Here is a 22,168-nt window from a genome sequence, read left to right as displayed (position 1 = left end):
GTTTGAATCTTCGAGAAGGATTGACCCATGACAAGGCGTTTGGCAGCAGCACTGGCCATCACCGCGAGCCTGTTGCTCGGTGGTTGCGGTGCGGATTACGGCCTGGACCAGCACGGCCAGGCGGTGAAGGCCGAGCAGATTGAAGGGCACTGGCTGGTGCTCAACTACTGGGCGGAATGGTGTGGCCCATGCCGTACGGAAATTCCCGAACTCAACGCAGCGGCCAAGCAATGGCAGGGGCAGGGCGTGCAGGTGCTCGGGGTGAACTTCGACGGCCTGCAGGGTGAAGACCTGAAGAAGGCCAGCGAGGCGCTGGGCATCGGCTTCACGGTACTCGCCAGCGACCCGGCCGAGCGTTACGAGCTGCCGCCTAGCGAAGCCTTGCCGGTGACCTACATCATCGATGACAAGGGCAAGGTGCGCGAACAGTTGATGGGCGAGCAGACCCTTGAGGGGTTGAAGCAGAAGATCGAGGCGCTCAAGGGCGCTTGACAGCAGATTCAAGCTACAAGCGACAAGCTGCAAGATAGAGCAAGACCGCGCACAGTCTGCTTTTACTTGCTGCTTGAAGCTTGTGGCTTGCCGCTTAAGTCAGCCTTCCTCAGGCCAGAAACGCAGCGGCTTGCCCTCGGCCGGCCAGAAACGCACCTGCTCGATCGGCGAGATGTCCCAGCGTTGCACGGTCTCCAGCGCCTGGAGGAAGCGTTTTTCCTGCTCCATCAGTGCCGGCGCGCAGAGCTTGCGGGTGCTGCCGACCTTGCCGAAGGTCAACTTCTCGCCCTCTAGCTGATACGGCGCGAACCAGTGGTTGCAGCCGGCGTTGCCATAGGCGCGGCCGTCGGCGGCCAGGGTCAGGGTCAGGTGGCTGTAGTCCATCAGCGGACGTTCGCCAATCCACTCCAGCAGGTAGCTGCGTTCCTGTTCCAGCTTCATCGGCTCGGCGGCGCAACCCAGCAGGGCCGTGCCGATCAGGGCTGAGAGCAACAGCGTTTTCACTGGGCCGTCTCCTTGCATTTCGGGCACAGGTGCTTGTCGCCACGGCTGACCCAGCCCAGTTCGGCAATGCGCGCGCTGGCGGCCGGTTGTTGGGCCTTTTTGCCCAGTTTGGCATCGACCGCGAATTCGAAGCTCAGGTTCGCCTGGCAGCTGTCGCAGTTGACCTCCCAGGTGTGGATCGCCAGTTCGCCGAATACCGGGCCGCTGGCCACCGCGACCCATTGGCCGGTGGGGTTGATCAGGTGACGCACGGACTCCACGGTCAGGCGCATGGACAAGTCCTTGCTGCCCTTGAGGGTCACCAGCAGAACGTCGTTCTTCTGGATCGAGCCGCCGTTGCCGGTCACTTGATAGCGGCCTGGCACCAGGGCGCGGCACTCGATCAGGGTGTGTTGCGGGTTAAACAGGGTGTAGCGGAAATCGTGTTCGACCATGGGTCCTCCAAATCTGCCGCGTATCCTAGCATCAACCCTCGACCAAGTTCTGCGGATTGCCTGCCGCCCAGCGGGTTATGTTGTCCAGGGTGGTGGCGGCAATGGCGGCCAGTGCCTCGCGGGTGAGGAAGGCCTGGTGGGCGGTGACGATGACATTGGGGAAGGTCAGCAGCCGCGCCAGCACGTCGTCCTGCAACGGCAGGTCGGAGCGGTCTTCGAAGAACAGCTGGGCTTCCTCTTCATAGACATCCAGGCCCAGGTAGCCGAGCTGGCCGCTTTTCAGCGCCTCGATCAATGCCGGGGTGTCCACCAGTGCGCCACGGCCAGTGTTGATCAGCATGGCGCCAGGCTTAAGGTCAGCCAGGCTCTGGGCGTTGATCAGGTGGCGGGTGTCGTCGGTCAGCGGGCAATGCAGGCTGATCACCTGCGCCTGGCGCAGCAGCTCTGGCAGGCTCAGGTAGCGTGCGCCGAGGGCCAGCAGCTCGGGGTTGGGGTAGGGGTCGTACGCCAGTAGTTGGCAACCGAAGCCGGCCATGATTCGCGCAAAGGCCGCGCCGATCTGCCCGGTGCCGACTACACCGACGGTCTTGCCGTGCAGGTCGAAGCCGGTCAGGCCGTGCAGGCTGAAGTCTCCCTCGCGGGTGCGGTTGTAGGCCCGGTGCAGGCGCCGGTTGAGTGCCAGGATCAACGCCACGGCATGTTCGGCCACGGCGTGGGGCGAGTAGGCCGGTACTCGCACCACGGCCAGGCCCAGGCGTTTGGCGGCGGCCAGGTCGACATGGTTGTAGCCGGCCGAACGCAGAGCGATCAAGCGCGTGCCGGCGGCCGCCAGGCGTTGCAGTACGGCAGCGCCGAGGTCATCGTTGATGAAGGCGCAGACCACTTCATGGCCGGCGGCCAGCGGTGCGGTGTCTTCGCTAAGGCGTGCGGGCTGAAAGTGCAGCTCCAGCCCCGGAGCGGGGGCGGCACTGGTGAAGCTGTCCTGGTCGTAGGTCTGGCTGCTGAAAAACAGTACGCGCATGGGATCCTCCTGAAGGCTTTGCCTGAAAGTTTAACCAAGGGGCAAGGATCAAGCCTTGCCCCAGGTCAGCCAGGGTTCAGGCGCTCATGCGCGCCTGGGCCGTGAGCCGGGTAATGGCCCGGTCCAGTTCGTCGAGGGCTTGCGGGGCTTGTGGGTCATCCTGCTTGAGCAAGGTTTCACTGCGTTGGCAGGCCGCGCGCAGTTGTGGCACGCCGCAGTAGCGCGAGGCGCCATTGAGCCGGTGCACGCGCTCGATCATGCCATTGCGGTCGGCTGCCTCGCGGGCGGTGCGAATCGCTTCGCGGTCGGACTCCAGCGACGCCAGCAGCATCGCCAGCATGTCAGCGGCCAAGTCCGGTTTGCCCGCCGCCAGGCGCAGGCCCTCCTCGGGGTCGAGGACCTTCAATTCGCTGCTGTCGGGGATGCGCTCCAGCAGTCGTTCCGGGCGCGGTGCGCCGAGGGTCAGGCCGGTCCATTTGAGCACCACCTGGGCCAGTTGGCGTTCGCTGATCGGCTTGGTCAGGTAGTCATCCATGCCACTGTGCAGCAGTGCGCGTTTTTCGTTGGCCATGGCGTGGGCGGTCAGGGCGACGATCGGCAAGGGTGCGCCGCTCTGGCTGCTTTCCCACTGGCGGATCTGCTCGGTGCATTCGCGCCCGTCCATGCCGGGCATCTGCACATCCATCAGCACCAGGTCGAAACGCTCGTCCTGCACGGCCTGAACCGCCGCATAGCCGCTGTCGACCGCCAGCACTTCGGCACCGAGGTCTTCCAGCAGGGTTTGCACCAGCAGCAGGTTGGCCGGGTTGTCGTCGACGCACAGCACTTTCGGCAACGGCTGGTCGGACACCGGCTTGCTTTCGCTGCCCGGGCGCCGCGGTTGGACCATCTCCATCAGGGCCCGGCGCAATTTACGTGTACACGCAGGCTTGGCCTGCAACTGGCTGTGGGGGTTGGGCAGGTACGGATGGTAGAGCGCCTGCTCGGTCGTCGGGCACAGCACCAGGGCCTGGCAGGCAAGGTGCTCCAGTTGCTGGATGTGCTGGCCGAGGCGTTCCGGCGAAAGGCTGTCGAGGTTGACCCCGAGCACCGCCAGCTCGAAGGGTTGCCCGGCAAGGGTGGCGGCCTCGACCGCGTGCAGCAATTGTTCGACGGTAGCGAACAGGCTGACGCTCAGGCCGCAGTCTTCCAGTTGATGCTCCAGGGCCTGGCGTGCCAGTTCGTGGCTGTCGACAATCGCCACCCGGCGGCCCACCAGCGGTTGCATGGGCAGGTCTTCGGCATCGTCACGGGCCTTGGGCAGGCTCAGGCTGATCCAGAACTGCGAGCCTTCGCCTGGCGTGCTGTCGACGCCGATCTCGCCGCCCATCTGTTCGATCAGACGCTTGGAAATCACCAGGCCCAGGCCGGTGCCGCCGGGCTGGCGCGACAACGAGTTGTCAGCCTGGCTAAAGGCCTGGAACAGCGCTCGCACGTCCTGGTTGGACAGGCCGATACCGGTGTCCTGAACGCTGATGCGCAACTGCACGCTGTCTTCGCGCTCGTCCTCGAGCATGGCCCGGGCGACGATGGTGCCTTCACGGGTGAACTTGATGGCGTTGCTGACCAGGTTGGTGAGGATCTGCTTGAGCCGTAGCGGGTCACCGACCAGCGACAGCGGCGTATCGCGATACACCAGGCTGACCAGCTCCAGCTGTTTGGCGTGGGCGGCCGGGGCGAGGATGGTCAGGGTGTCCTGGATCAGGTCGCGCAGGTTGAACGGAATGCTGTCGAGCACCAGCTTGCCGGCCTCGATCTTGGAGAAGTCGAGGATCTCGTTGATGATGCCCAAGAGGCTGCCGGCGGACTTTTCGATGGTGCCCAGGTAGTCGAGCTGGCGCGGAGTCAGTTCGCTTTTTTGCAGCAAGTGGGTAAAGCCGAGGATGCCGTTGAGCGGCGTACGGATTTCGTGGCTCATGTTGGCCAGGAACTCGGACTTGATCCGGCTGGCCTCCAGGGCCTCCTTGCGCGCCATGTCCAGCTCGATGTTCTGGATCTCGATGGTTTCCAGGTTCTGGCGAACGTCTTCGGTAGCCTGATCGATGCTGTGCTGCAGTTCTTCATGGGCGTTGTGCAGGGTTTCGGCCATGCGGTTGATGCCCGCCGCCAGTTCGTCCAGCTCGTAGCTGCCCATTTGCGGCAGGCGTTCTTCCAGGTTGCCGTCCTTGAGCTGGGTGACGGCATATTTGATCTGGCCGATCGGGCCGTTGATGGTGCGGCTCATGCGCAAGGCCAGCAGCGCGGTGGCGGCCAGGCCCAGTAGAATCAGCAGCAGGCTGGTGAACAGGCTGCGGTAGCCACGCAACAGGGTGCCGTCGTGGGACAGCTCGATTTCCACCCAACCCAGCAGGCGATCGGCTTCGCCAGGAATCAGCTCGCCGGCCAAGTCGCGGTGACGGCCGAACACCGGCAGCAGATAACGGGTGGCGTCATTGCCGGTGCGTTGCAGCAGTTGCGTGCCGCCACCGGTGGGCGCCTGGTTGAGCATGCTCGGGCCGGCGTGGGCCAGGGCGTTGCGATCAGGGCCGAGGAAGGCCACGGCCCGTACATCGGACTGCTCCAGGGCCTGGGCGGCGATGCGCTCCAGCTGCGCCGGGTCGTGACGTACCAGCGCCGGCGCCACCAGCGGTGCCAGTTGTTCGGCAATCATCTTGCCGCGTTGCAGCAGTTGGGTTTGCAGCTCGTTCTGCTGCAACCAGGTGAAATAGCCGCCCAGCACCAGTGCCATCAGGCTGGCCGGCAACAAGGCGAGCAACAGCACGCGGCTTCTGATCCCCAATCTATTCAGCACGCCACTCTCCTGTGCGCGGTAAGCGCTGTAAGTCCCCGCCAGCTCCTGCTGACAGACCAAGTCGGAAAAGTACCGCGCCTACTCGCGTAATGCACTCATTTGTATCTGCTTTTGTCTATTCCAAGCGATAAGCCAGGCTTTGCCCGAGCCTTGGTTGCCTGTGCGCAGTGAATACCCAATAATCGCGCAATTGAGAATTGCTAGCATCGGCCAATGACTCCTGTATCTACTTGCGCGTCCAACATCCTTGCCATCGAGGACGATCCGGTCCTGGGCGCCTACCTGCGTGAGGAGCTGCAGCGCGGCGGCTTCAAGGTCACCTGGTGCCAGAATGGCAGCGATGGCCTGCAGGTTGCCCAGCGCGGCAGCTTTGACGTGGTGTTGATGGACATCCTGCTACCCGGCCTCAACGGCCTGGATGTGCTGGCGCAGCTGCGGCAGAACAGTTCGACACCGGTGATCCTGATGTCCGCCCTGGGGGCCGAAGCTGACCGCATCACCGGCTTCCAGCGCGGTGCCGATGATTACCTGCCCAAACCCTTCAGCATGGTCGAGCTGCAGGTACGTATCGAGGCGATCCTGCGCCGCGTGGCGCTGGAGCGACGCCATCACCAACCGGCACAGGTACAGGCCGGGAAATTGCACTTCGATGAAACGACCAGTGATGTCTGTTACGGCAAGCAATGGGCGGGGCTGACCCTCAGCGAATACCGCCTGCTCGATACCCTGCACCGCAGCGATGAGGAGGTACTGAGCAAAGCCTTCCTTTACCAGCACGTGTTGCAGCGCGGCTATGCCCGCCATGATCGCAGCCTGGACATGCATGTCAGCCAGATTCGCCGCAAGCTCAAGGCCATCGGTTATCTCGAGCGCGAAGTGCGGACGGTATGGGGCAAGGGGTATGTGCTCAGTGGCGCAGAGGTGCACTGAAGTGCCCAACCGTCATTCATTGTTCTGGAAACTGGCGATCCTGCTGGTCGGCTTCTGCCTGCTGATGATCGGCCTGAGCTGGACCTGGGGCCGGCATATGGAAACCCAGAACGCGTTCCTCTCGGACCAGGCCAAAAGCACGTTGCAAGGCTATGCCAGTGAAGCCGAGCAGGCCTGGGCGCGTGGAGGGCAGGCCGGTATCGACGCCTGGCTGGCGGCAGTCCGCGACAAGGAGTCCGGCTGGGTCGGGGTGATCGGCCCGGACCTGCAGTCCCTGAGCAGCACGCCGCTCAACGAGGTTGAAAACCGGCGCCTGACCTTTCTGCGCGGTATCGACTGGCCGGTGAGCCCGCGGTCGATCGGCATGCCATGGATGCGCCTGCCGTTTACCGAGCAGCCGCACCTGGGCACCCTGGTCATGGAACTGCCGCAACGTCTGGCGCCGGGGCAGTACCGGGTGCTGTGGCGGGTAGTCACCAACGGCATCATCCCCGGGCTGTTCACCTTGCTGCTGTGCGTTGGCCTCTACCGCATGCTGATTGTGCCGCTGATCCAGTTGCGCGAGCAGGCCAATGCCTGGCGCGCCGACCAGCTCTCGGCACGGGTGGCCAGCAGCACCACCAGCCGGCAGGACGAGCTGGGTGAACTGGGCCGCGCTTTCGATGACATGGCCGAGCGCCTGCAGGGCACGGTCGCCCTGCAGCAGCAACTGTTGCGTGACCTCTCCCATGAGTTGCGCACACCGTTGAGCCGTTTGCGCGTGGCCTGTGACAGCGAAGCCGATGCGCAGCACCTGCGCGAGCGCCTGGGGCGGGAGATCGACTGCATGCAGCGGCTGGTCGAAGATACGCTGCAACTGGCCTGGCTGGACACCGAGCGTGCGCCGCTGAGCAAGGAGCCCATCCAGGTCCAGGCCTTGTGGGACATGCTGGCCGAAGATGCCTGCTATGAAAGTGGCTGGCCCGCCGCGCAACTGCATTGTGCGCTGGAGGCCTCGTGCTGGGTGCAGGGTAACCTCAACAGCCTGGCCCAGGCGCTGGAGAACATCTTGCGCAACGCCATTCGGCATTCCCCCGCCGGGAGCGTTATCCGCCTGGACGGGCGGCGTCAGGGCGATCACTGGTTGATCTGGCTGCAAGACCAGGGCGGTGGGGTGGCGCAAAGCGAGCTTGAGCGCATTTTCGCGCCCTTTACCCGCCTGGACGGTTCGCGGCCCGGCGATGGCGGCTTCGGGCTGGGCCTGAGCATTGCCCGCAATGCCATCGTCCGCCAGGGCGGGCGATTGTGGGCGCAAAACACTGGCCAGGGCCTGCGGCTGAACATGCAACTGCCGGCGGTGTGATCCCGGGGCCGCTTCGCGGCCCATCGCCGGCAAGTCCGGCTCCCACAGGTACTAGGTGCATGCAAATCCACTGTGGGAGCTGGCTTGCCAGTGATAGGGCCGTAAACTCTTGCTTATAGCTTGCAGCTATAACCCCAACACATTGCGTGATATGGGCAAATCCCGTTTGCCGGTATGATAGGCGCCCCCGCAGTCTGGATTGCGAATACGCCATGACCTTGCAGTACCCAACCATCGCCGATTGCGTCGGCAACACGCCTCTGGTCCGCCTGCAGCGCATTGCCGGCGACACCAGCAATACCCTCCTGCTCAAGCTCGAAGGCAACAACCCGGCAGGCTCGGTCAAGGACCGGCCGGCGTTGTCGATGATCACCCGCGCCGAGCTGCGTGGGCAGATCAAGCCGGGCGATACCCTGATCGAAGCGACCTCGGGCAACACCGGTATCGCGCTGGCCATGGCGGCGGCGATCAAGGGTTACAAGATGATCCTGATCATGCCCGACAATTCCAGCGCCGAGCGCAAGGCGGCGATGACGGCCTATGGCGCCGAGCTGATCCTGGTCAGCAAGGAAGAGGGCATGGAAGGCGCCCGTGATCTTGCCGACCGTCTGCAGGCGGAAGGCCGTGGCCTGGTGCTCGATCAGTTTGGCAATGTCGACAACCCTGAAGCTCACTATGTGAGCACCGGCCCGGAAATCTGGCGCCAGACCCAGGGCACCATTACCCACTTCATCAGCTCCATGGGTACCACCGGAACCATCATGGGCTGCTCGCGCTACCTCAAGGAGCAGAACCCGGCGGTGCAGATCATCGGTCTGCAACCGATGGAAGGCTCGGCCATCCCAGGCATCCGTCGCTGGCCGCAGGAATACCTGCCGAAAATCTACCAGTCCGAGCGCGTTGACCGCGTGGTCGACATGACCCAGAGCGAAGCCGAAGAAACCACCCGCAGGCTGGCCCGAGAAGAGGGCATTTTCTGTGGCGTGTCCTCCGGTGGTGCAGTGGCAGCCATGCTGCGCTTGTCCCGCGAGCTGGAAAACGCCGTGATGGTGGCGATCATTTGCGACCGTGGCGACCGTTATCTGTCGACCGGCATTTTCGATTCAGTGAACTGATGTCCAAGAACAAACGTAACAGCGGCCTGCGCTTTCAGCCGGCCGGTGGCACCCGCGCGCCACAGATCCCTACCGGTAAAAAACAGCGCCTGAGCATCGAGCGCCTGGCCGGTGATGGCCGCGGTATTGCCTTTCTCGACGGCCGCACCTGGTTCGTCAGTGGCGCCCTGGCCGAGGAAGAGGTCGAAGCGCGGGTGCTCAATACCCACGGCAAGGTGGTCGAGGCCCGTCTGGAGCGGGTGTTCATTGCCAGCCCGGCGCGCCGCGAGGCCCCGTGCAAGTACTTCGACCGCTGTGGTGGCTGCAACCTGCAGCATCTGCCCCATGCCGATCAACTGGCGCTCAAGCAGCGCCTGCTGGCCGAGCAGTTGCAGCGGGTCGCGGGCGTGCAACCCGAGCACTGGGCAGCGCCGCTGACCGGGCCGGAGTTCGGCTACCGGCGTCGGGCGCGGGTTGCCGTGCGTTGGGACAACAAGGCGAAAAATCTCGAAGTGGGTTTTCGCGCCGAAGCCAGTCAGGACATCGTCGCCATCGACGATTGCCCGGTGCTGGTACAACCCTTGCAGTCGATCATGCGCCACCTGCCGACGCTGTTGCGTAGCCTGAGCAAGCCGCAGGTGGTTGGCCACGTCGAGCTGTTCAGCGGTACCGCGCTGGCGCTGCTGTTGCGTCATACCGGGCCATTGGGCGAGGGTGACTTGGCGCGCCTGCAGGCGTTCTGCGTCGAGGCGGGTGTACAACTGTGGTTGCAAGGCGAAGGTGAACCTTCGCCAGTGGATGCCGGTCAGAGTCTTGGTTTTTACCTTGAACCCTGGAACCTTGAGCTTGCCTACCGGCCCGGCGATTTTGTCCAGGTCAACGCCCAGGTCAACACCGCGATGATCGAGCAGGCCCTGGCCTGGTTGGCGCCGCAGGCGGATGAACGCGTGCTTGACCTGTTCTGTGGGCTGGGCAACTTCGCTCTGCCGCTGGCCCGGCAGGCGCGGGAAGTGGTGGCGGTGGAAGGGGTACAGGCAATGGTCGAGCGGGCGGCAGCCAATGCTCGTAGCAACAATTTGCATAACACGCAGTTTTTTCAGGCCGATTTATCGCAGCCTTTGGCGGCGTCGGGCTGGGCCGCAGGAGGCTTTTCTGCGGTACTCTTGGACCCACCGCGCGACGGCGCTTATGAGGTGGTGCGAAAAATCGCAGACCTTGGGGCGAAACGTCTTGTTTATGTATCGTGCAACCCGGCGACCCTGGCCCGCGACACCGTCGAACTGGTCAGGCAGGGTTACCGGTTAAAATGTGCCGGGATTCTCGACATGTTTCCTCAGACGGCGCATGTCGAAGCCATGGCGTTATTCGAAGCGGGTTAGCCAGGCTGACGCGTTCGGCGCTGCACCTTGGGTCCGGCAGGGGCAGCACCAGTGATTTCAAGCGCATCGCGAATGCGCTGTAGGGAAAGGTAAACAAAGATGGTACAGGTGAGAGTGCACCAGCCGGTCAATACCGACGGCAGTATCAATCTCGAAGCATGGCTGGATCATGTGGTGAGCGTCGACCTGGCGCTGGACCGGGAGGCCCTCAAGGCCGCCTGCGAGTTCGCCCAGGACGTCGAGAAGAAGGGCAACCCGGCCAAGCATTCCTGGGCCGATGGTACGTCGAGTTTTCAGGCCGGCCTGGAAATCGCCGAAATCCTCGCCGACCTCAAGCTCGACCAGGACTCGCTGGTTGCCGCGGTCATCTACCGCGCCGTGCGCGAAGGCAAGGTAACCCTGGCTGAAGTCGGCCAGCGCTTTGGCCCGGTGGTCTCCAAACTGATCGACGGTGTGCTGCGCATGGCCGCCATCAGTGCCAGCCTCAGCCCGCGCCAGTCGCTGGTGCTGGGCTCCCAGGCGCAGGTCGAGAACTTGCGCAAGATGCTCGTGGCCATGGTCGACGATGTCCGTGTGGCATTGATCAAGCTGGCCGAACGTACCTGCGCGATCCGCGCGGTCAAGGGCGCCGACGACGAGAAGCGCAACCGCGTCGCCCGCGAAGTGTTCGATATCTATGCGCCGCTGGCCCATCGCCTGGGTATCGGTCATATCAAGTGGGAGCTGGAAGACCTGTCCTTCCGCTACCTCGAACCCGACCAGTACAAGCAGATTGCCAAGCTTTTGCATGAACGCCGGCTGGACCGCGAGCGCTTTATCAGCGACGTGATGAGCCAACTGCAGAACGAGCTGCTGGCCACCGGCGTCAATGCCGATATCAGCGGCCGGGCCAAGCATATCTATTCGATCTGGCGCAAAATGCAGCGCAAGGGCCTGGAATTCAGCCAGATCTACGACGTGCGCGCGGTGCGCGTGCTGGTCCCGGAAATGCGCGACTGCTACACCGCGCTGGGCATCGTCCACACCCTCTGGCGGCACATCCCCAAAGAGTTCGACGACTACATCGCCAACCCCAAGGAGAACGGCTACCGCTCGTTGCACACGGCGGTGATCGGCCCTGAGGGCAAGGTGCTCGAGGTGCAGATCCGTACCCATGCCATGCACGAAGAGGCCGAGCTCGGCGTCTGCGCGCACTGGCGTTACAAGGGCACCGACGTCAAATCCAGCTCCAACCACTACGAGGAGAAAATCTCCTGGTTGCGTCAGGTGCTGGAATGGCACGAAGAACTGGGGGACATCGGCGGCCTGGCCGAACAGTTGCGCGTCGATATCGAGCCGGACCGGGTCTACGTGTTCACCCCGGATGGCCACGCCATCGACCTGCCCAAGGGCGCCACGCCGCTGGACTTCGCCTACCGGGTGCACACCGAGATCGGCCATAACTGCCGCGGGGCGAAGATCAACGGCCGTATCGTGCCGCTCAACTACAGCTTGCAGACCGGTGAGCAGGTCGAGATCATCACCAGCAAGCACGGTAACCCCAGCCGCGACTGGCTGAACTCGAACCTGGGCTATGTCACCACCTCGCGGGCGCGGGCGAAGATCGTCCACTGGTTCAAGTTGCAGGCCCGCGACCAGAACGTCGCCGCCGGCAAGACCCTGCTCGAGCGCGAACTCAACCGCCTGGGCCTGCCGCAGGTCGACTTCGAGCGCCTGGCGGAAAAAGCCAACCTGCGCACCGCCGAGGACATGTTTGCCTCGCTGGGCGCCGGTGACTTGCGCCTGGCGCACCTGGTCAACGCCGCCCAGCAACTGGTGGAGCCGGAGCGCAGCGACCATGTCGAGCTGGTGCCACGCAAGGCCACCGGCTACAAGCCGGGCAAGCGTGGCGACATCCAGATCCAGGGTGTCGGCAACCTGCTGACGCAGATGGCCGGTTGCTGCCAGCCGTTGCCGGGCGATGCGATCGTCGGCTACATCACCCAGGGCCGCGGCGTCACCATCCACCGCCAGGATTGCGCCTCGGTGCTGCAACTGGCCGGACGCGAGCCGGAGCGGATCATTCAGGTCAGCTGGGGCCCGGTGCCGGTGCAGACCTATCCGGTGGATATCATCATCCGTGCCTACGATCGTCCGGGCTTGTTGCGTGACGTTTCCCAGGTCCTGCTCAACGAGCGGATCAACGTGCTGGCGGTCAACACCCGCTCGAACAAGGAAGACAACACCGCATTGATGTCGCTGACCATCGAGATCCCTGGCCTGGATGCCCTCGGGCGCTTGCTGGGGCGGATCTCGCAGCTGCCGAACATCATCGAGACGCGGCGTAACCGTACGCCGTAAGACTGCTATCGCGGGTCAAGCCCGCTCCCACAGCATCCTCTGTGGGAGCGGGCTTGACCCGCGATAAGGAACCCAAGATGTATACCCTAGACGACCTGCTCCACCTCATGGCCCGCCTGCGCGACCCGCAGCACGGCTGCCCCTGGGATCTCAAGCAGACTTACGCGACCATCGTCCCCTACACCCTCGAAGAAGCCTACGAAGTGGCCGACGCCATCGAACGCAGCGACTTCGAGCACCTGCAGGGTGAACTCGGCGACCTGTTGTTCCAGGTGGTCTACTACAGCCAGCTGGCACGGGAAGAGGGCCGCTTCGAATTCGACGGCGTGGTCGACAGCATTACCCGCAAGCTGATCCGCCGTCACCCGCACGTGTTCCCTAACGGTGAGCTCTACGCCGCGCTCGACACGCCCAAGCTCGACGACACCCAGGTCAAGCAGCGCTGGGAAGAAATCAAGGCCCAGGAGCGCGCCGAGAAGGGCGAGCCCGAGCAGTTGTCGTTGCTCGATGATGTGCCGGCAGCCTTGCCGGCGTTGTCGCGGGCGGCCAAACTGCAAAAGCGCGCGGCCCAGGTCGGTTTCGACTGGCCGGATGCCTTGCCGGTGCTCGACAAGGTCCGTGAAGAGCTCGATGAAGTGCTCCAGGCCATGGCCGACGACGACAGCGTGGCCCTCGCCGATGAGCTCGGTGACCTGTTGTTCGCTGCAGTGAATCTGGCCCGGCACCTTAAGGTCGACCCGGAAAACGCCCTGCGCGGGGCCAACAAAAAGTTTGAACGACGTTTCCGTTTTATCGAACAGGCATTGCGCGACATAGGCCGTCCGATCGAAGATTGCACCCTCGAAGACATGGATGCGCTCTGGGGCGAAGCCAAACGTCAGGAAAAGAACCTGCCCAGCTGCGGCTGAGCTGTTGCATAAGTGAGTGAACGATGAGCCTTTCCCTTCGCGACCAATTGCTCAAGGCCGGTCTGGTCAACCAGAAACAGGTCAAGCAGGTCAGTAAAGAACAGAAGAAACAAAAGCGCCTGGAGCACAAAGGCCAGGTCGAAGTCGACGATACCCAGCAGCGGCTGGCCAAGGAAGCCATGGCCGAGAAAGCCAAGCGCGACCAGGAGCTCAACCGCCAGCAGCAGGAGAAGGTCGAGCAGAAGGCCCGCGCCGCCCAGGTCAAGCAATTGATCGAGGTCTCGCGCCTGCCCAAGCTGACCACCGAGGACTACTACAACTTCGTCGACGACAAGAAGGTCAAGCGCCTGTCGGTCAACGCGCTGATGCGCAGCAAGCTGAGCAGCGGCTCACTGGCCATCGTTGCCCATGCTGGCGGTTATGAAGTGATCCCCCGTGAGGCGGCGCTGAAGATCCAGGAGCGCGACCCACAGCGTATCGTCCTGCTCAACACCCAGGTTGAAGAGCCGGATGCCGACGATCCGTACGCGGCCTACGTGATCCCTGACGATCTGATGTGGTAATAACGACAAACCCCGCTTCGGCGGGGTTTGTTTTTTTGCATGGGGTTATTGCTGTTGCCGTCTGGTCTCGAGGTATTCCAGCTCGATGCGGTAGCTGTGGGCCTCGTGCTCGTTGTGGAACATGCCGACCAGCTCGCCCTGCTGATGCACATCCCAGATGCGCACGCCTGCAGCCAGGCCTTCGTGAGACATTTTGCTTTCGTCGCGCTCAGTTACTTTGACAGTCATCTGCAAACTCCACTTTCAGTTAACTGCGGCACCGTGTCGCAGGTCTCTTTTATAGAATTTGTTAGCAGGCTAAGTAAATGACTGGCGCATGAAACATCTTTCACGTAGGCGCGGGCTCTTGGGGCTGACTGGCCAAGGGCAATAAAAAACCCCGCACCAGGCGGGGTTTCGGTTGCTACCAGCAATCAGGGCTATCAGTTGCCCTTGACCGCCTTGCCATCGACCGTACCGTCCTGCAGCACGATCACGTACTCCTTGCCGTCCGTTTCGACCTGACGCAGTTGTACCAGCAGGTAGTCCCAGTCCTTGGCGAACCACAGTTCGGTGATGCGCTTGCTCTGGCTCGGGTCGCGCACGCGCTCGACCTTGATGGCTTCGACCTGGCCGGTCTTGGTGGTGACCTTTTCCGTACCCAGGACACGGAAGTCGTAGGTATCGATCTCGTCGCCATCGACCACCTGGTAGCTCACGCTCTTCTTGCCCGCTGCCACGTCGTGCTGCAGGGCCAGTTGATAGGTGGACTTGTCCAGCACGCCGCGGTTGAGCGGCAGGTTGATCGCGTCGCCGCGGTCAGTGCCGGTGATCTTCTTGCTGTTCCAGTCGAAATCCAGATCGACCTTCTTGGCCTTGCCCAGGCCGCCACGTTCGAAGTGGTAGGTCTGAGGCAGCAGGGTGTCCTTGTCCAGGCGCAGGGTACTTTGCTCAGTCAGGCTGGCGATCATCATCGACGCCTTGAAATTGAGGTTCCAGGTACCGTTGGCGTTCTTTTCCAGGCTGCGCTCGGCAGTGCCGCTCATGGGCAGCTGCTTCCAGTCGGCGGTGTAGCTGGCCGAGAACGGCTTCAGATCGGCTGCCTGCAGCGGCAAGGCGAGCACGGCGAGAGCGAAGAGCAGGGCACGACGCATAATTTCTCCTAGGGTCGAATCAAGTGGCCGCTGGCCGCCAGAGGCTGGCCATCCAGTAGAGCACCGTGTTCGCCCAGGCGCAAACGGCCCTCGGCAAACCAGCGCACCGCCAGCGGATAGATCAGGTGTTCCTGGCTGTGAACCCGCTGTGCCAGACGTTCTGGCGTGTCATCCAACTCTACCGGTATTACTGCCTGTACGACCAGCGGCCCGCCATCGAGTTCCTCGGTGACGAAGTGCACGCTGCAGCCATGCTCGGCATCGCCGGCCTCGAGCGCCCGTTGATGGGTGTGCAGGCCTTTGTACTTGGGCAGCAGGGAAGGGTGGATGTTCAGCAGGCGGCCCTGGTAGTGACGGACGAAACCGGCACTGAGGATGCGCATGAAGCCGGCCAGTACCACCAGCTGCGGCTGGTAGCCATCGATCAGCTCGACCAGCGCCGTGTCGAACGCCTCGCGGCCGTCAAAGGCCTTGTGGTCGAGCACGGCGGTGGCGATGCCGGCGTCTTTGGCGCGCTGCAGGCCATAGGCGTCGGCGCGGTTGGAGATGACCGCGCAGATCCGCACCGGGCTGTCGCCGGTGCGGGTGTTGTCGATCAACGCTTGCAGGTTGCTGCCGGTGCCGGACAACAGCACCACGACATCACAGGTCGTGCTCGGCATCAGTGCGCCTTGACGTTCTTCAGCTCGACCTGGGCAGCGCCTTCGGCGGCTACGCCGATCTGGCCGATCACCCATGGCTGCTCGCCGGCTTCACGCAGGACGTTCAGGGCGTTGTCGACCTGGTCCTGGGCAACGCAGATGACCATGCCGACGCCGCAGTTCAGCACGCGGTGCATTTCGTGCTCGTCGACGTTGCCTTGCTGCTGCAGCCAGTTGAATACCGCCGGGCGTTCCCAGCTGGCCACGTCAACCACGGCCTGGGCGCCTTTTGGCAGCACCCGTGGAATGTTGTCGAGCAGACCGCCACCAGTGATGTGGGCCATGGCCTTGACCGCACCGGTGTCCTTGATCAGCTTGAGCAGCGGCTTGACGTAGATGCGGGTCGGGGCCATCAGCAGTTCGGTCAGCGGTTTGCCGTCGAGCTGTACGGTTTCGATATCGGCGCCGGAGACTTCGATGATCTTGCGGATCAGCGAGTAGCCGTTGGAGTGCGGGCCGGACGATGGCAGGGCGATCAGGGCGTCGCCGGTGGCAACCTTGGAGCCGTCGATGATTTCGGCTTTTTCCACCACGCCGACGCAGAAACCGGCCAGGTCGTAGTCTTCGCCTTCGTACATGCCTGGCATTTCAGCGGTTTCACCGCCGACCAGGGAGCAGCCAGCCAGTTCGCAGCCAGCGCCGATACCGGTAACCACGGTGGCGGCAACGTCGACATTCAATTTGCCGGTGGCGTAGTAGTCGAGGAAGAACAGCGGCTCGGCACCACAGACCACCAGGTCGTTGACGCACATCGCGACCAGGTCCTGGCCGATGCTGTCGTGCTTGTTCAGGTTCAGCGCCAGACGCAGCTTGGTGCCGACGCCGTCGGTACCGGAGACCAGAACCGGCTGCTTGTAGCCGGCCGGGATTTCGCAGAGGGCGCCAAAACCGCCCAGGCCGCCCATGACTTCCGGGCGCGCCGTGCGCTTGGCAACGCCTTTGATGCGTTCGACCAATGCTTCACCGGCGTCGATGTCTACACCGGCGTCCTTGTAGCTCAGGGAGGGTTGCTTGCTCATGATCCAGGCCTTTAGGGGGAGGGATTCGGGGGAATCGACCGTGACCTGCCAGGCAAGGCGGAGGGAAATCCGGCTGCCCGACCGTCGCCGGTCTGCGAAGGCGCGCGATTTTATCAGGGTTGCCCGGTAGCGGCCATCCTCAGGCCGACGGGCAGAGCTATTATCTGGCTAAAAATACGCTTTAACAGTGCGCGACTGGTTGCCACGGCGCAGGCTGTATAAGGTATAGCAAAGGCGATGGGCACAATTTAGTGCTCGCGGTTGAATGATTTGCCGGGGGCTGCGGTCTGAGCTGCATCCGTTTGTTGAGCCCACGCTTCTTTATTTTCAGGACAGGAATCCTTCATGCGTTTGCGTAATTACCTGGCCGCCAGCTGTCTGGCCCTGTTCGGCCTCTCGGCTCAGGCCGAAACCCTCTCCGGCCTGTACCAGGTCCGCGAACCGGTCAGCGGTCAGGGCGCCGATGCCCGTACCCAGGCCACCGAAAAAGCCCTCGAGACCCTGGTGTTGCGCCTGACCGGCGATGCCAAGGCGGCGCAAAGCCCGGGCCTGGCGGCACTGCGTAAAGATCCGCAACAAATCATCAGTCAGTTCGGTTTCGAGGCCGGTCCGCCGGAAACCGTGCTGGTCGACTTCGACCCGGGCAGTACCGAGCGCGCCTTGCGCCAGGCTGGCTTGGCCCTGTGGGGTAACAACCGGCCATCGATCCTCGGTTGGTGGTTGAACGACAGCGCCGAAGGCTCGAGCCTGGTTGGCGACGGCCAGGGCAGTGCCGAACCGCTGCGTCGTGCCGCCCAGCATCGCGGCTTGCCGCTGCGCTTGCCACTTGCCGATTTGCAGGAACAACTGGTGGCCACCGGCAAGAACCTTGAAGGCACAGACCCGGCGCCGCTGCGTGAGGCTTCCGAGCGTTATGGCGCCGATGCCTTGCTGGCGGTGCACGCCAGCGAAGCCGATGGCAAATGGCAGGGTAAATGGCGCCTGTGGTTGGGTGAGCAACGCGAGCAGGGCACTGCCGAAGGCGCTGATCAGGCTGCCCTGGCCGATGCGGTGATGCTTGCGGTCAGTAGCCGCCTGGCTCCGCGTTTTGTGGCCCGTCCAGGCGCCAGCAGCGATATGCAGGTGCAGGTCCAGGGCATGACCCTGGAGCGCTATGCCGAACTGGGGCGGGTGCTCGAGCCCTACGGTGCACGCCTGAAGGCCGTGCAGGGCGATACCCTGACCTACCAGGTCACTGGCAACAGCGATCAGCTGCGCGCGCAACTGGGCCTGGCCAAATTGCAGGAACTGCCGCCCGAAGCGCCAGCGACACCTGCCGCCGTCGATCCGGCCCACCCCGGGGCAACCCAGGCTGCGGCTGCGCAAGCCTTCAACGGGTTGCGTTTCCGTTGGTAAACCCTGACCTGGCTGGGAGCCGTTCATGACTGATACACGCCGCTGGGTATGGGTAGGCGGGGCGCTGCTGTGCGCGGCCTTGCTCTATTGGCTGCACCCGATTCTTTCGCCGTTTCTGGTCGGCATCCTGCTGGCCTACCTGGCCGACCCGCTGGTCGATCGCTTGGAGCGCGCCGGCCTGTCGCGCACCTGGGGCGTGGTGGTGGTCTTTACCCTGTTCACCCTGCTGTTGACCGTGTTGCTACTGGTGCTGGTGCCGATGCTGGCCAAGCAACTGGTGCGCCTGTACGAGCTGGCGCCGCAGATGCTCGACTGGCTGCAGCATGTGGCCTTGCCCTGGGTGCAGGCGCGCCTGGGCCTGGCCGACGGTTTCTGGAAGTTCGACAAGATCAAGGCCGCCATCAGCGAGCACATGGGCCAGACCACCGACATCGTCGGGATCATCCTGTCCCAGGCCACGGCTTCGGGCCTGGCCCTGATCGGTTGGCTGGCCAACCTGGTGCTGATTCCGGTGGTGAGCTTCTACCTGTTGCGCGACTGGGACCTGATGATGGCCAAGATCCGCAGCCTGCTGCCGCGTCAGCGCGAGGAGCGGGCGGTGGCGCTTGCCGGTGAATGTCACGAGGTGCTCGGCGCCTTCGTCCGTGGCCAGCTATTGGTGATGCTGGCCCTAGGGATCATCTATGCCTCGGGGTTGATGCTGGTGGGCCTGGAGCTTGGCCTGTTGATCGGCCTGCTGGCGGGCCTGGCGGCGATCGTGCCGTACATGGGCTTCATCATCGGTATCAGCGCGGCGATGATCGCCGGGCTGTTCCAGTTCGGTGGCGCCCCTTATCCATTGCTTGGTATCGCTGCCGTGTTCATGGTCGGCCAGGCGCTCGAAGGCATGGTGCTGACGCCGCTGCTGGTGGGTGACCGTATCGGCTTGCACCCGGTGGCGGTGATTTTCGCGATTCTCGCCGGTGGCGAAATGTTCGGCTTTACCGGGGTGCTGCTGGCCCTGCCGGTGGCGGCGGTGATCATGGTGCTGCTGCGCCATGTGCATGACCTGTATAAAGAGTCGGATATTTACGCCGGCGAAATCGACCCGGATCTCTAGCTTGATAGCACCTGGCTTGTATTGGCGCTTGTACGCTTATGCAAGCCTTTGATTTTACTTGTGGTCTGCGCCGATTGTGCGACCGGCGCCACGGGTATAAACTTTGCAGACTTTTCACAAAAGGCCCCTTGCGGTTCCCCGGAACTGCCCAGCCAGCATGAAACCGATCCAGTTGCCCCTGGGTGTGCGTCTGCGTGATGACGCCACCTTCATCAACTACTATCCGGGTGCCAACGCCGCCGCTTTGGGCTACGTCGAGCGACTCTGCGAAGCCGACGCCGGCTGGACCGAAAGCCTGATCTACCTGTGGGGCAAGCAAGGTGTAGGCCGTACCCACCTGCTGCAGGCTGCCTGCCTGCGCTTCGAGCAACTGGGGGAGCCGGCGGTCTACCTGCCCCTGGCGCAATTGCTCGACCGCGGCGTCGAACTGCTCGACAACCTCGAGCAGTACGAACTGGTTTGCCTCGACGACCTGCACGTGATTGCCGGCAAGCCGGAGTGGGAGGAGGCCATGTTCCACCTCTTCAACCGCCTGCGCGACAGTGGCCGGCGCCTGCTGCTGGCCGCCTCCAGCTCGCCCCGCGAACTGCCGATCAAACTGGCTGACCTGAAGTCGCGCCTGACCCTGGCACTGATCTTCCAGATGCGTGCGCTGTCGGATGAAGACAAGCTGCGCGCCCTGCAATTACGCGCTTCGCGCCGTGGCCTGCACCTGACCGACGAGGTCGGGCACTTCATTCTCACCCGTGGTACCCGCAGCATGAGCGCATTGTTCGACCTGCTCGAGCGCCTCGATCAGGCCTCTTTGCAGGCTCAGCGCAAGCTCACCATCCCGTTTTTGAAAGAAACGTTGGGCTGGTAAGGCAGGGGCTAGAGCCTCGGCACATAAAAGTCACATTTTTTTCGATTGAATTTGCAAATCGATGCGATAGAAGGCATAGTCTCGGCTTCTTTAAATTCCAGACACGGTCGTGCCCATGCTAAATCGCTTCGCACCCCTCGTGCCCCTCGCACTCGTGACCCTGCTTTTTGGCTGCGCGACCACCGGTCCCGTATCGCAGCAGCAGGTTCAGCAGCAACCGGTTTCCGCTCAGGTTTCGACCAAGTCCTCCGTCCAGGCGACGCTCGAGGAAGAGCTGGCCACCGAAGCAGAGCTGCAAGATTTCGCCAGCAGCAAGCCTTACCAGCTGCCAGCCCTGGCCGACAACATTCTCGAGCGCGGCATGTCGCTGATCGGTACCCGCTACCGTTTCGGTGGTACCTCCGAGAACACCGGCTTTGATTGCAGCGGCTTCATCGGCTACCTGTTCCGCGAAGAAGCCGGCCTCAACCTGCCGCGCTCCACCCGCGAAATGATCAACGTCAAGGCCCCGCTGGTTGCTCGCAACAACCTCAAGCCAGGCGACCTGCTGTTCTTCAGCACCAATGGTCGCGGGCGCGTCAGCCACGCCGGGATTTACCTCGGTGACGACCAGTTCATCCACTCCAGCAGCCGCCGCAGCGGTGGTGTGCGCATCGACAAGCTCGGTGATCGCTACTGGAGCAAGACCTTCATCGAAGCCAAGCGTGCACTGGCCATGGCTCCGGCCGCGACCACCATTTCGCGCAACTGATTCTTCGACAGGTTCGACCACGGCGACGCAGCTGAAAAGCTCGTCGCCGTGCGTGTTTACAGAAAGCGTCTAATCTAAACTCTCAACTCTTTTCGGCTCTGGCCGGAGCGGCTTCAGACAGGATGTTCTGACCATGGCGATGATGGCGCGCTTCGCGGTACTTTCCCTCGCGGCACTGCTTGGTGCCTGCTCAAGCCATGCCCCGGCCCCGCGTAAAGTGGTCGAGCCTGCGGTGATGGCACCGCAAGTGTACTTCTCCCCGGTTGCCGAAGACGTGTTGTTCCGTGCCCTGGGCCTGGTTGGCACGCCTTACCGCTGGGGTGGCAATACCCCGGATTCGGGTTTCGATTGCAGTGGCCTGATTGGCTATGTGTATCGCGATGCCGCCGGTATCTCGCTACCCCGTTCGACCCGCGAAATGATCGGCATCCGTGCGCCGAGCATCGAGCGCAACGAGCTGCAATCCGGTGACCTGGTGTTCTTCGCCACCAATGGTGGATCGCAAGTCAGCCATGCCGGTATCTATGTCGGCGAGGGGCGCTTCGTCCATGCCCCGGCCACCGGTGGAACGGTGCGCCTGGACTACCTGTCCAACAGTTACTGGCAAAAAACCTACCTGAACGCCAAGCGCGTGCTGCAGCCGGCACACCTGGCGCGTAACCCCTGACTTTCGCGAGGTAGACGATGACCGCTCAGACGCTCTACCTCGACGACCCGCTCTACCACTACCTGCAAAGCGTATCGCTGCGCGAATCGCCCTTGCTCGCCCGCTTGCGTGCCGAAACCCAGGCCTTGCCTGAAGCGCGCTGGCAGGTGGCGCCGGAGCAGGGCCAGTTGCTGGCGCTGCTGGTGCGCCTGATCGGCGCCCAGCGGATCATCGAGGTGGGCACGTTCACCGGCTACAGCGCCTTGTGCATGGCCCAGGCCATGGCGCATGGGCAGTTGCTCTGTTGCGACCTTGAAGGCAGCTATAACGCCGTGGCCTGGCGCTACTGGCAGGAGGCCGGAGTCGCTGAGCGCATTGAACTACGCCTGGCACCCGCCTTGCAAACCCTGGCGACACTGCCGTCAGAACGCTATGACCTGATCTTCATCGATGCCGATAAGGCCAATTACCCGCAGTACCTGGAAGAGTCCCTGCGCTTGCTGCGTACTGGCGGGCTGGTGCTGTTCGACAACACCTTGTGGAGCGGACGGGTGCTTGAGAAAAAGCCGGACAGCGAAGACACCCGGGCCATCCAGGCACTGAACCACAAGCTCAAGGATGACCCGCGGGTGGACCTGTCGATGCTGCCGATTGGCGATGGCTTGACCTTGTGCCGCAAGCGCTGAGAGGGCGCAGGGTAATAGTGTATGCGATCTGTGTGGGAG

The 22,168-nt window shown here is 63.2% G+C and carries 22 protein-coding genes; 14 read left to right on the top strand and 8 right to left on the bottom strand.

What is annotated here, in order from left to right:
* Positions 1 to 27: 27 nt before the first annotated feature.
* Complete coding sequence (locus PspR32_RS19570) at positions 28 to 492, top strand: TlpA disulfide reductase family protein (RefSeq protein ID WP_010220377.1); 465 nt, start codon at positions 28 to 30, stop codon at positions 490 to 492.
* A gap of 99 nt (positions 493 to 591) precedes the next feature.
* Here PspR32_RS19570 and PspR32_RS19565 read toward each other — a convergent pair whose 3' ends face one another.
* From PspR32_RS19565 to PspR32_RS19550, 4 genes are all read right to left on the bottom strand, one after another.
* A complete protein-coding gene (locus tag PspR32_RS19565; protein ID WP_010220376.1) occupies positions 592 to 996 on the bottom strand; it encodes an META domain-containing protein in 405 nt (134 codons plus the stop codon).
* Positions 993 to 1,430, bottom strand: a complete 438-nt coding sequence (locus PspR32_RS19560; RefSeq protein ID WP_010220375.1) for a hypothetical protein — start codon at positions 1,428 to 1,430, stop codon at positions 993 to 995. The genes PspR32_RS19565 and PspR32_RS19560 overlap by 4 nt, the downstream gene beginning before the upstream one ends.
* 31 nt (positions 1,431 to 1,461) lie before the next feature.
* Positions 1,462 to 2,451: a 2-hydroxyacid dehydrogenase gene (locus PspR32_RS19555; protein ID WP_159389046.1), complete on the bottom strand. Its 990-nt coding sequence runs from the start codon at positions 2,449 to 2,451 to the stop codon at positions 1,462 to 1,464.
* 76 nt (positions 2,452 to 2,527) lie between these two features.
* Complete coding sequence (locus PspR32_RS19550) at positions 2,528 to 5,281, bottom strand: response regulator (RefSeq protein WP_026001148.1); 2,754 nt, start codon at positions 5,279 to 5,281, stop codon at positions 2,528 to 2,530.
* Between the two features lie 213 nt (positions 5,282 to 5,494).
* Between PspR32_RS19550 and PspR32_RS19545 the strand changes: the two genes are divergently transcribed.
* From PspR32_RS19545 to PspR32_RS19515, 7 genes are all read left to right on the top strand, one after another.
* Positions 5,495 to 6,211, top strand: a complete 717-nt coding sequence (locus PspR32_RS19545; protein ID WP_036996594.1) for a response regulator transcription factor — start codon at positions 5,495 to 5,497, stop codon at positions 6,209 to 6,211.
* Positions 6,183 to 7,553, top strand: coding sequence for a sensor histidine kinase (locus PspR32_RS19540; RefSeq protein ID WP_159389045.1), 1,371 nt, complete (start codon positions 6,183 to 6,185; stop codon positions 7,551 to 7,553). Before PspR32_RS19545 ends, PspR32_RS19540 begins: the two co-directional genes overlap by 29 nt.
* Positions 7,554 to 7,765: 212 nt before the next feature.
* The gene (gene cysM / locus PspR32_RS19535; protein WP_026001147.1) at positions 7,766 to 8,668 is read left to right on the top strand and encodes a cysteine synthase CysM; all 903 of its coding nucleotides are present in this window, start codon (positions 7,766 to 7,768) and stop codon (positions 8,666 to 8,668) included.
* Complete coding sequence (gene rlmD, locus PspR32_RS19530; protein ID WP_159389044.1) at positions 8,668 to 10,026, top strand: 23S rRNA (uracil(1939)-C(5))-methyltransferase RlmD; 1,359 nt, start codon at positions 8,668 to 8,670, stop codon at positions 10,024 to 10,026. The genes cysM and rlmD overlap by 1 nt, the downstream gene beginning before the upstream one ends.
* Before the next feature lie 99 nt (positions 10,027 to 10,125).
* On the top strand, positions 10,126 to 12,366 hold the full coding sequence (gene relA, locus PspR32_RS19525; protein WP_010220367.1) for a GTP diphosphokinase: 2,241 nt from the start codon (positions 10,126 to 10,128) through the stop codon (positions 12,364 to 12,366).
* A gap of 77 nt (positions 12,367 to 12,443) precedes the next feature.
* Positions 12,444 to 13,274: a nucleoside triphosphate pyrophosphohydrolase gene (gene mazG, locus PspR32_RS19520; protein WP_010220366.1), complete on the top strand. Its 831-nt coding sequence runs from the start codon at positions 12,444 to 12,446 to the stop codon at positions 13,272 to 13,274.
* 23 nt (positions 13,275 to 13,297) lie between these two features.
* Entirely contained in the window at positions 13,298 to 13,837 is a 540-nt protein-coding gene (locus tag PspR32_RS19515) for a DUF2058 domain-containing protein (RefSeq protein WP_159389043.1), read from the top strand.
* A 45-nt stretch (positions 13,838 to 13,882) separates the two neighbouring features.
* On the opposite strand, the gene PspR32_RS19510 is transcribed toward PspR32_RS19515, so the two are convergent.
* From PspR32_RS19510 to purM, 4 genes are all read right to left on the bottom strand, one after another.
* Positions 13,883 to 14,065, bottom strand: coding sequence for a hypothetical protein (locus tag PspR32_RS19510; RefSeq protein WP_010220364.1), 183 nt, complete (start codon positions 14,063 to 14,065; stop codon positions 13,883 to 13,885).
* A 194-nt stretch (positions 14,066 to 14,259) separates the two neighbouring features.
* The gene (locus PspR32_RS19505; RefSeq protein WP_010220363.1) at positions 14,260 to 14,970 is read right to left on the bottom strand and encodes a DUF3108 domain-containing protein; all 711 of its coding nucleotides are present in this window, start codon (positions 14,968 to 14,970) and stop codon (positions 14,260 to 14,262) included.
* A gap of 8 nt (positions 14,971 to 14,978) precedes the next feature.
* Positions 14,979 to 15,632 (bottom strand): phosphoribosylglycinamide formyltransferase, encoded by a 654-nt coding sequence (gene purN, locus PspR32_RS19500; protein WP_010220362.1) that lies wholly within the window; start codon positions 15,630 to 15,632, stop codon positions 14,979 to 14,981.
* Positions 15,632 to 16,690, bottom strand: coding sequence for a phosphoribosylformylglycinamidine cyclo-ligase (gene purM, locus PspR32_RS19495; RefSeq protein WP_010220361.1), 1,059 nt, complete (start codon positions 16,688 to 16,690; stop codon positions 15,632 to 15,634). The genes purN and purM overlap by 1 nt, the downstream gene beginning before the upstream one ends.
* Before the next feature lie 345 nt (positions 16,691 to 17,035).
* On the opposite strand from purM, the gene PspR32_RS19490 reads away from it, so the two are divergent.
* The 6 genes from PspR32_RS19490 to PspR32_RS19465 all read left to right on the top strand — a co-directional run bounded on the left by PspR32_RS19490 (position 17,036) and on the right by PspR32_RS19465 (position 22,129).
* Positions 17,036 to 18,085: a DUF2066 domain-containing protein gene (locus PspR32_RS19490; protein ID WP_036996591.1), complete on the top strand. Its 1,050-nt coding sequence runs from the start codon at positions 17,036 to 17,038 to the stop codon at positions 18,083 to 18,085.
* A gap of 25 nt (positions 18,086 to 18,110) precedes the next feature.
* Positions 18,111 to 19,184, top strand: a complete 1,074-nt coding sequence (locus tag PspR32_RS19485; RefSeq protein WP_036996590.1) for an AI-2E family transporter — start codon at positions 18,111 to 18,113, stop codon at positions 19,182 to 19,184.
* A gap of 157 nt (positions 19,185 to 19,341) precedes the next feature.
* Positions 19,342 to 20,046 (top strand): DnaA regulatory inactivator Hda, encoded by a 705-nt coding sequence (gene hda / locus PspR32_RS19480; RefSeq protein ID WP_010220358.1) that lies wholly within the window; start codon positions 19,342 to 19,344, stop codon positions 20,044 to 20,046.
* A 115-nt stretch (positions 20,047 to 20,161) separates the two neighbouring features.
* The gene (locus tag PspR32_RS19475) at positions 20,162 to 20,797 is read left to right on the top strand and encodes a C40 family peptidase (protein WP_036996589.1); all 636 of its coding nucleotides are present in this window, start codon (positions 20,162 to 20,164) and stop codon (positions 20,795 to 20,797) included.
* A 133-nt stretch (positions 20,798 to 20,930) separates the two neighbouring features.
* Positions 20,931 to 21,464, top strand: coding sequence for a C40 family peptidase (locus tag PspR32_RS19470; RefSeq protein WP_010220355.1), 534 nt, complete (start codon positions 20,931 to 20,933; stop codon positions 21,462 to 21,464).
* 17 nt (positions 21,465 to 21,481) lie between these two features.
* Positions 21,482 to 22,129: an O-methyltransferase gene (locus PspR32_RS19465; RefSeq protein WP_010220354.1), complete on the top strand. Its 648-nt coding sequence runs from the start codon at positions 21,482 to 21,484 to the stop codon at positions 22,127 to 22,129.
* Positions 22,130 to 22,168 lie beyond the last annotated feature (39 nt).

This window comes from Pseudomonas sp. R32, assembly GCF_009866705.1.
In the GTDB taxonomy this organism is placed as follows: Bacteria; Pseudomonadota; Gammaproteobacteria; order Pseudomonadales; family Pseudomonadaceae; genus Aquipseudomonas; species Aquipseudomonas donghuensis.
Note: the sequence above shows the minus strand (reverse complement) of the source record. Positions and strands in the feature narration are given on the sequence as shown.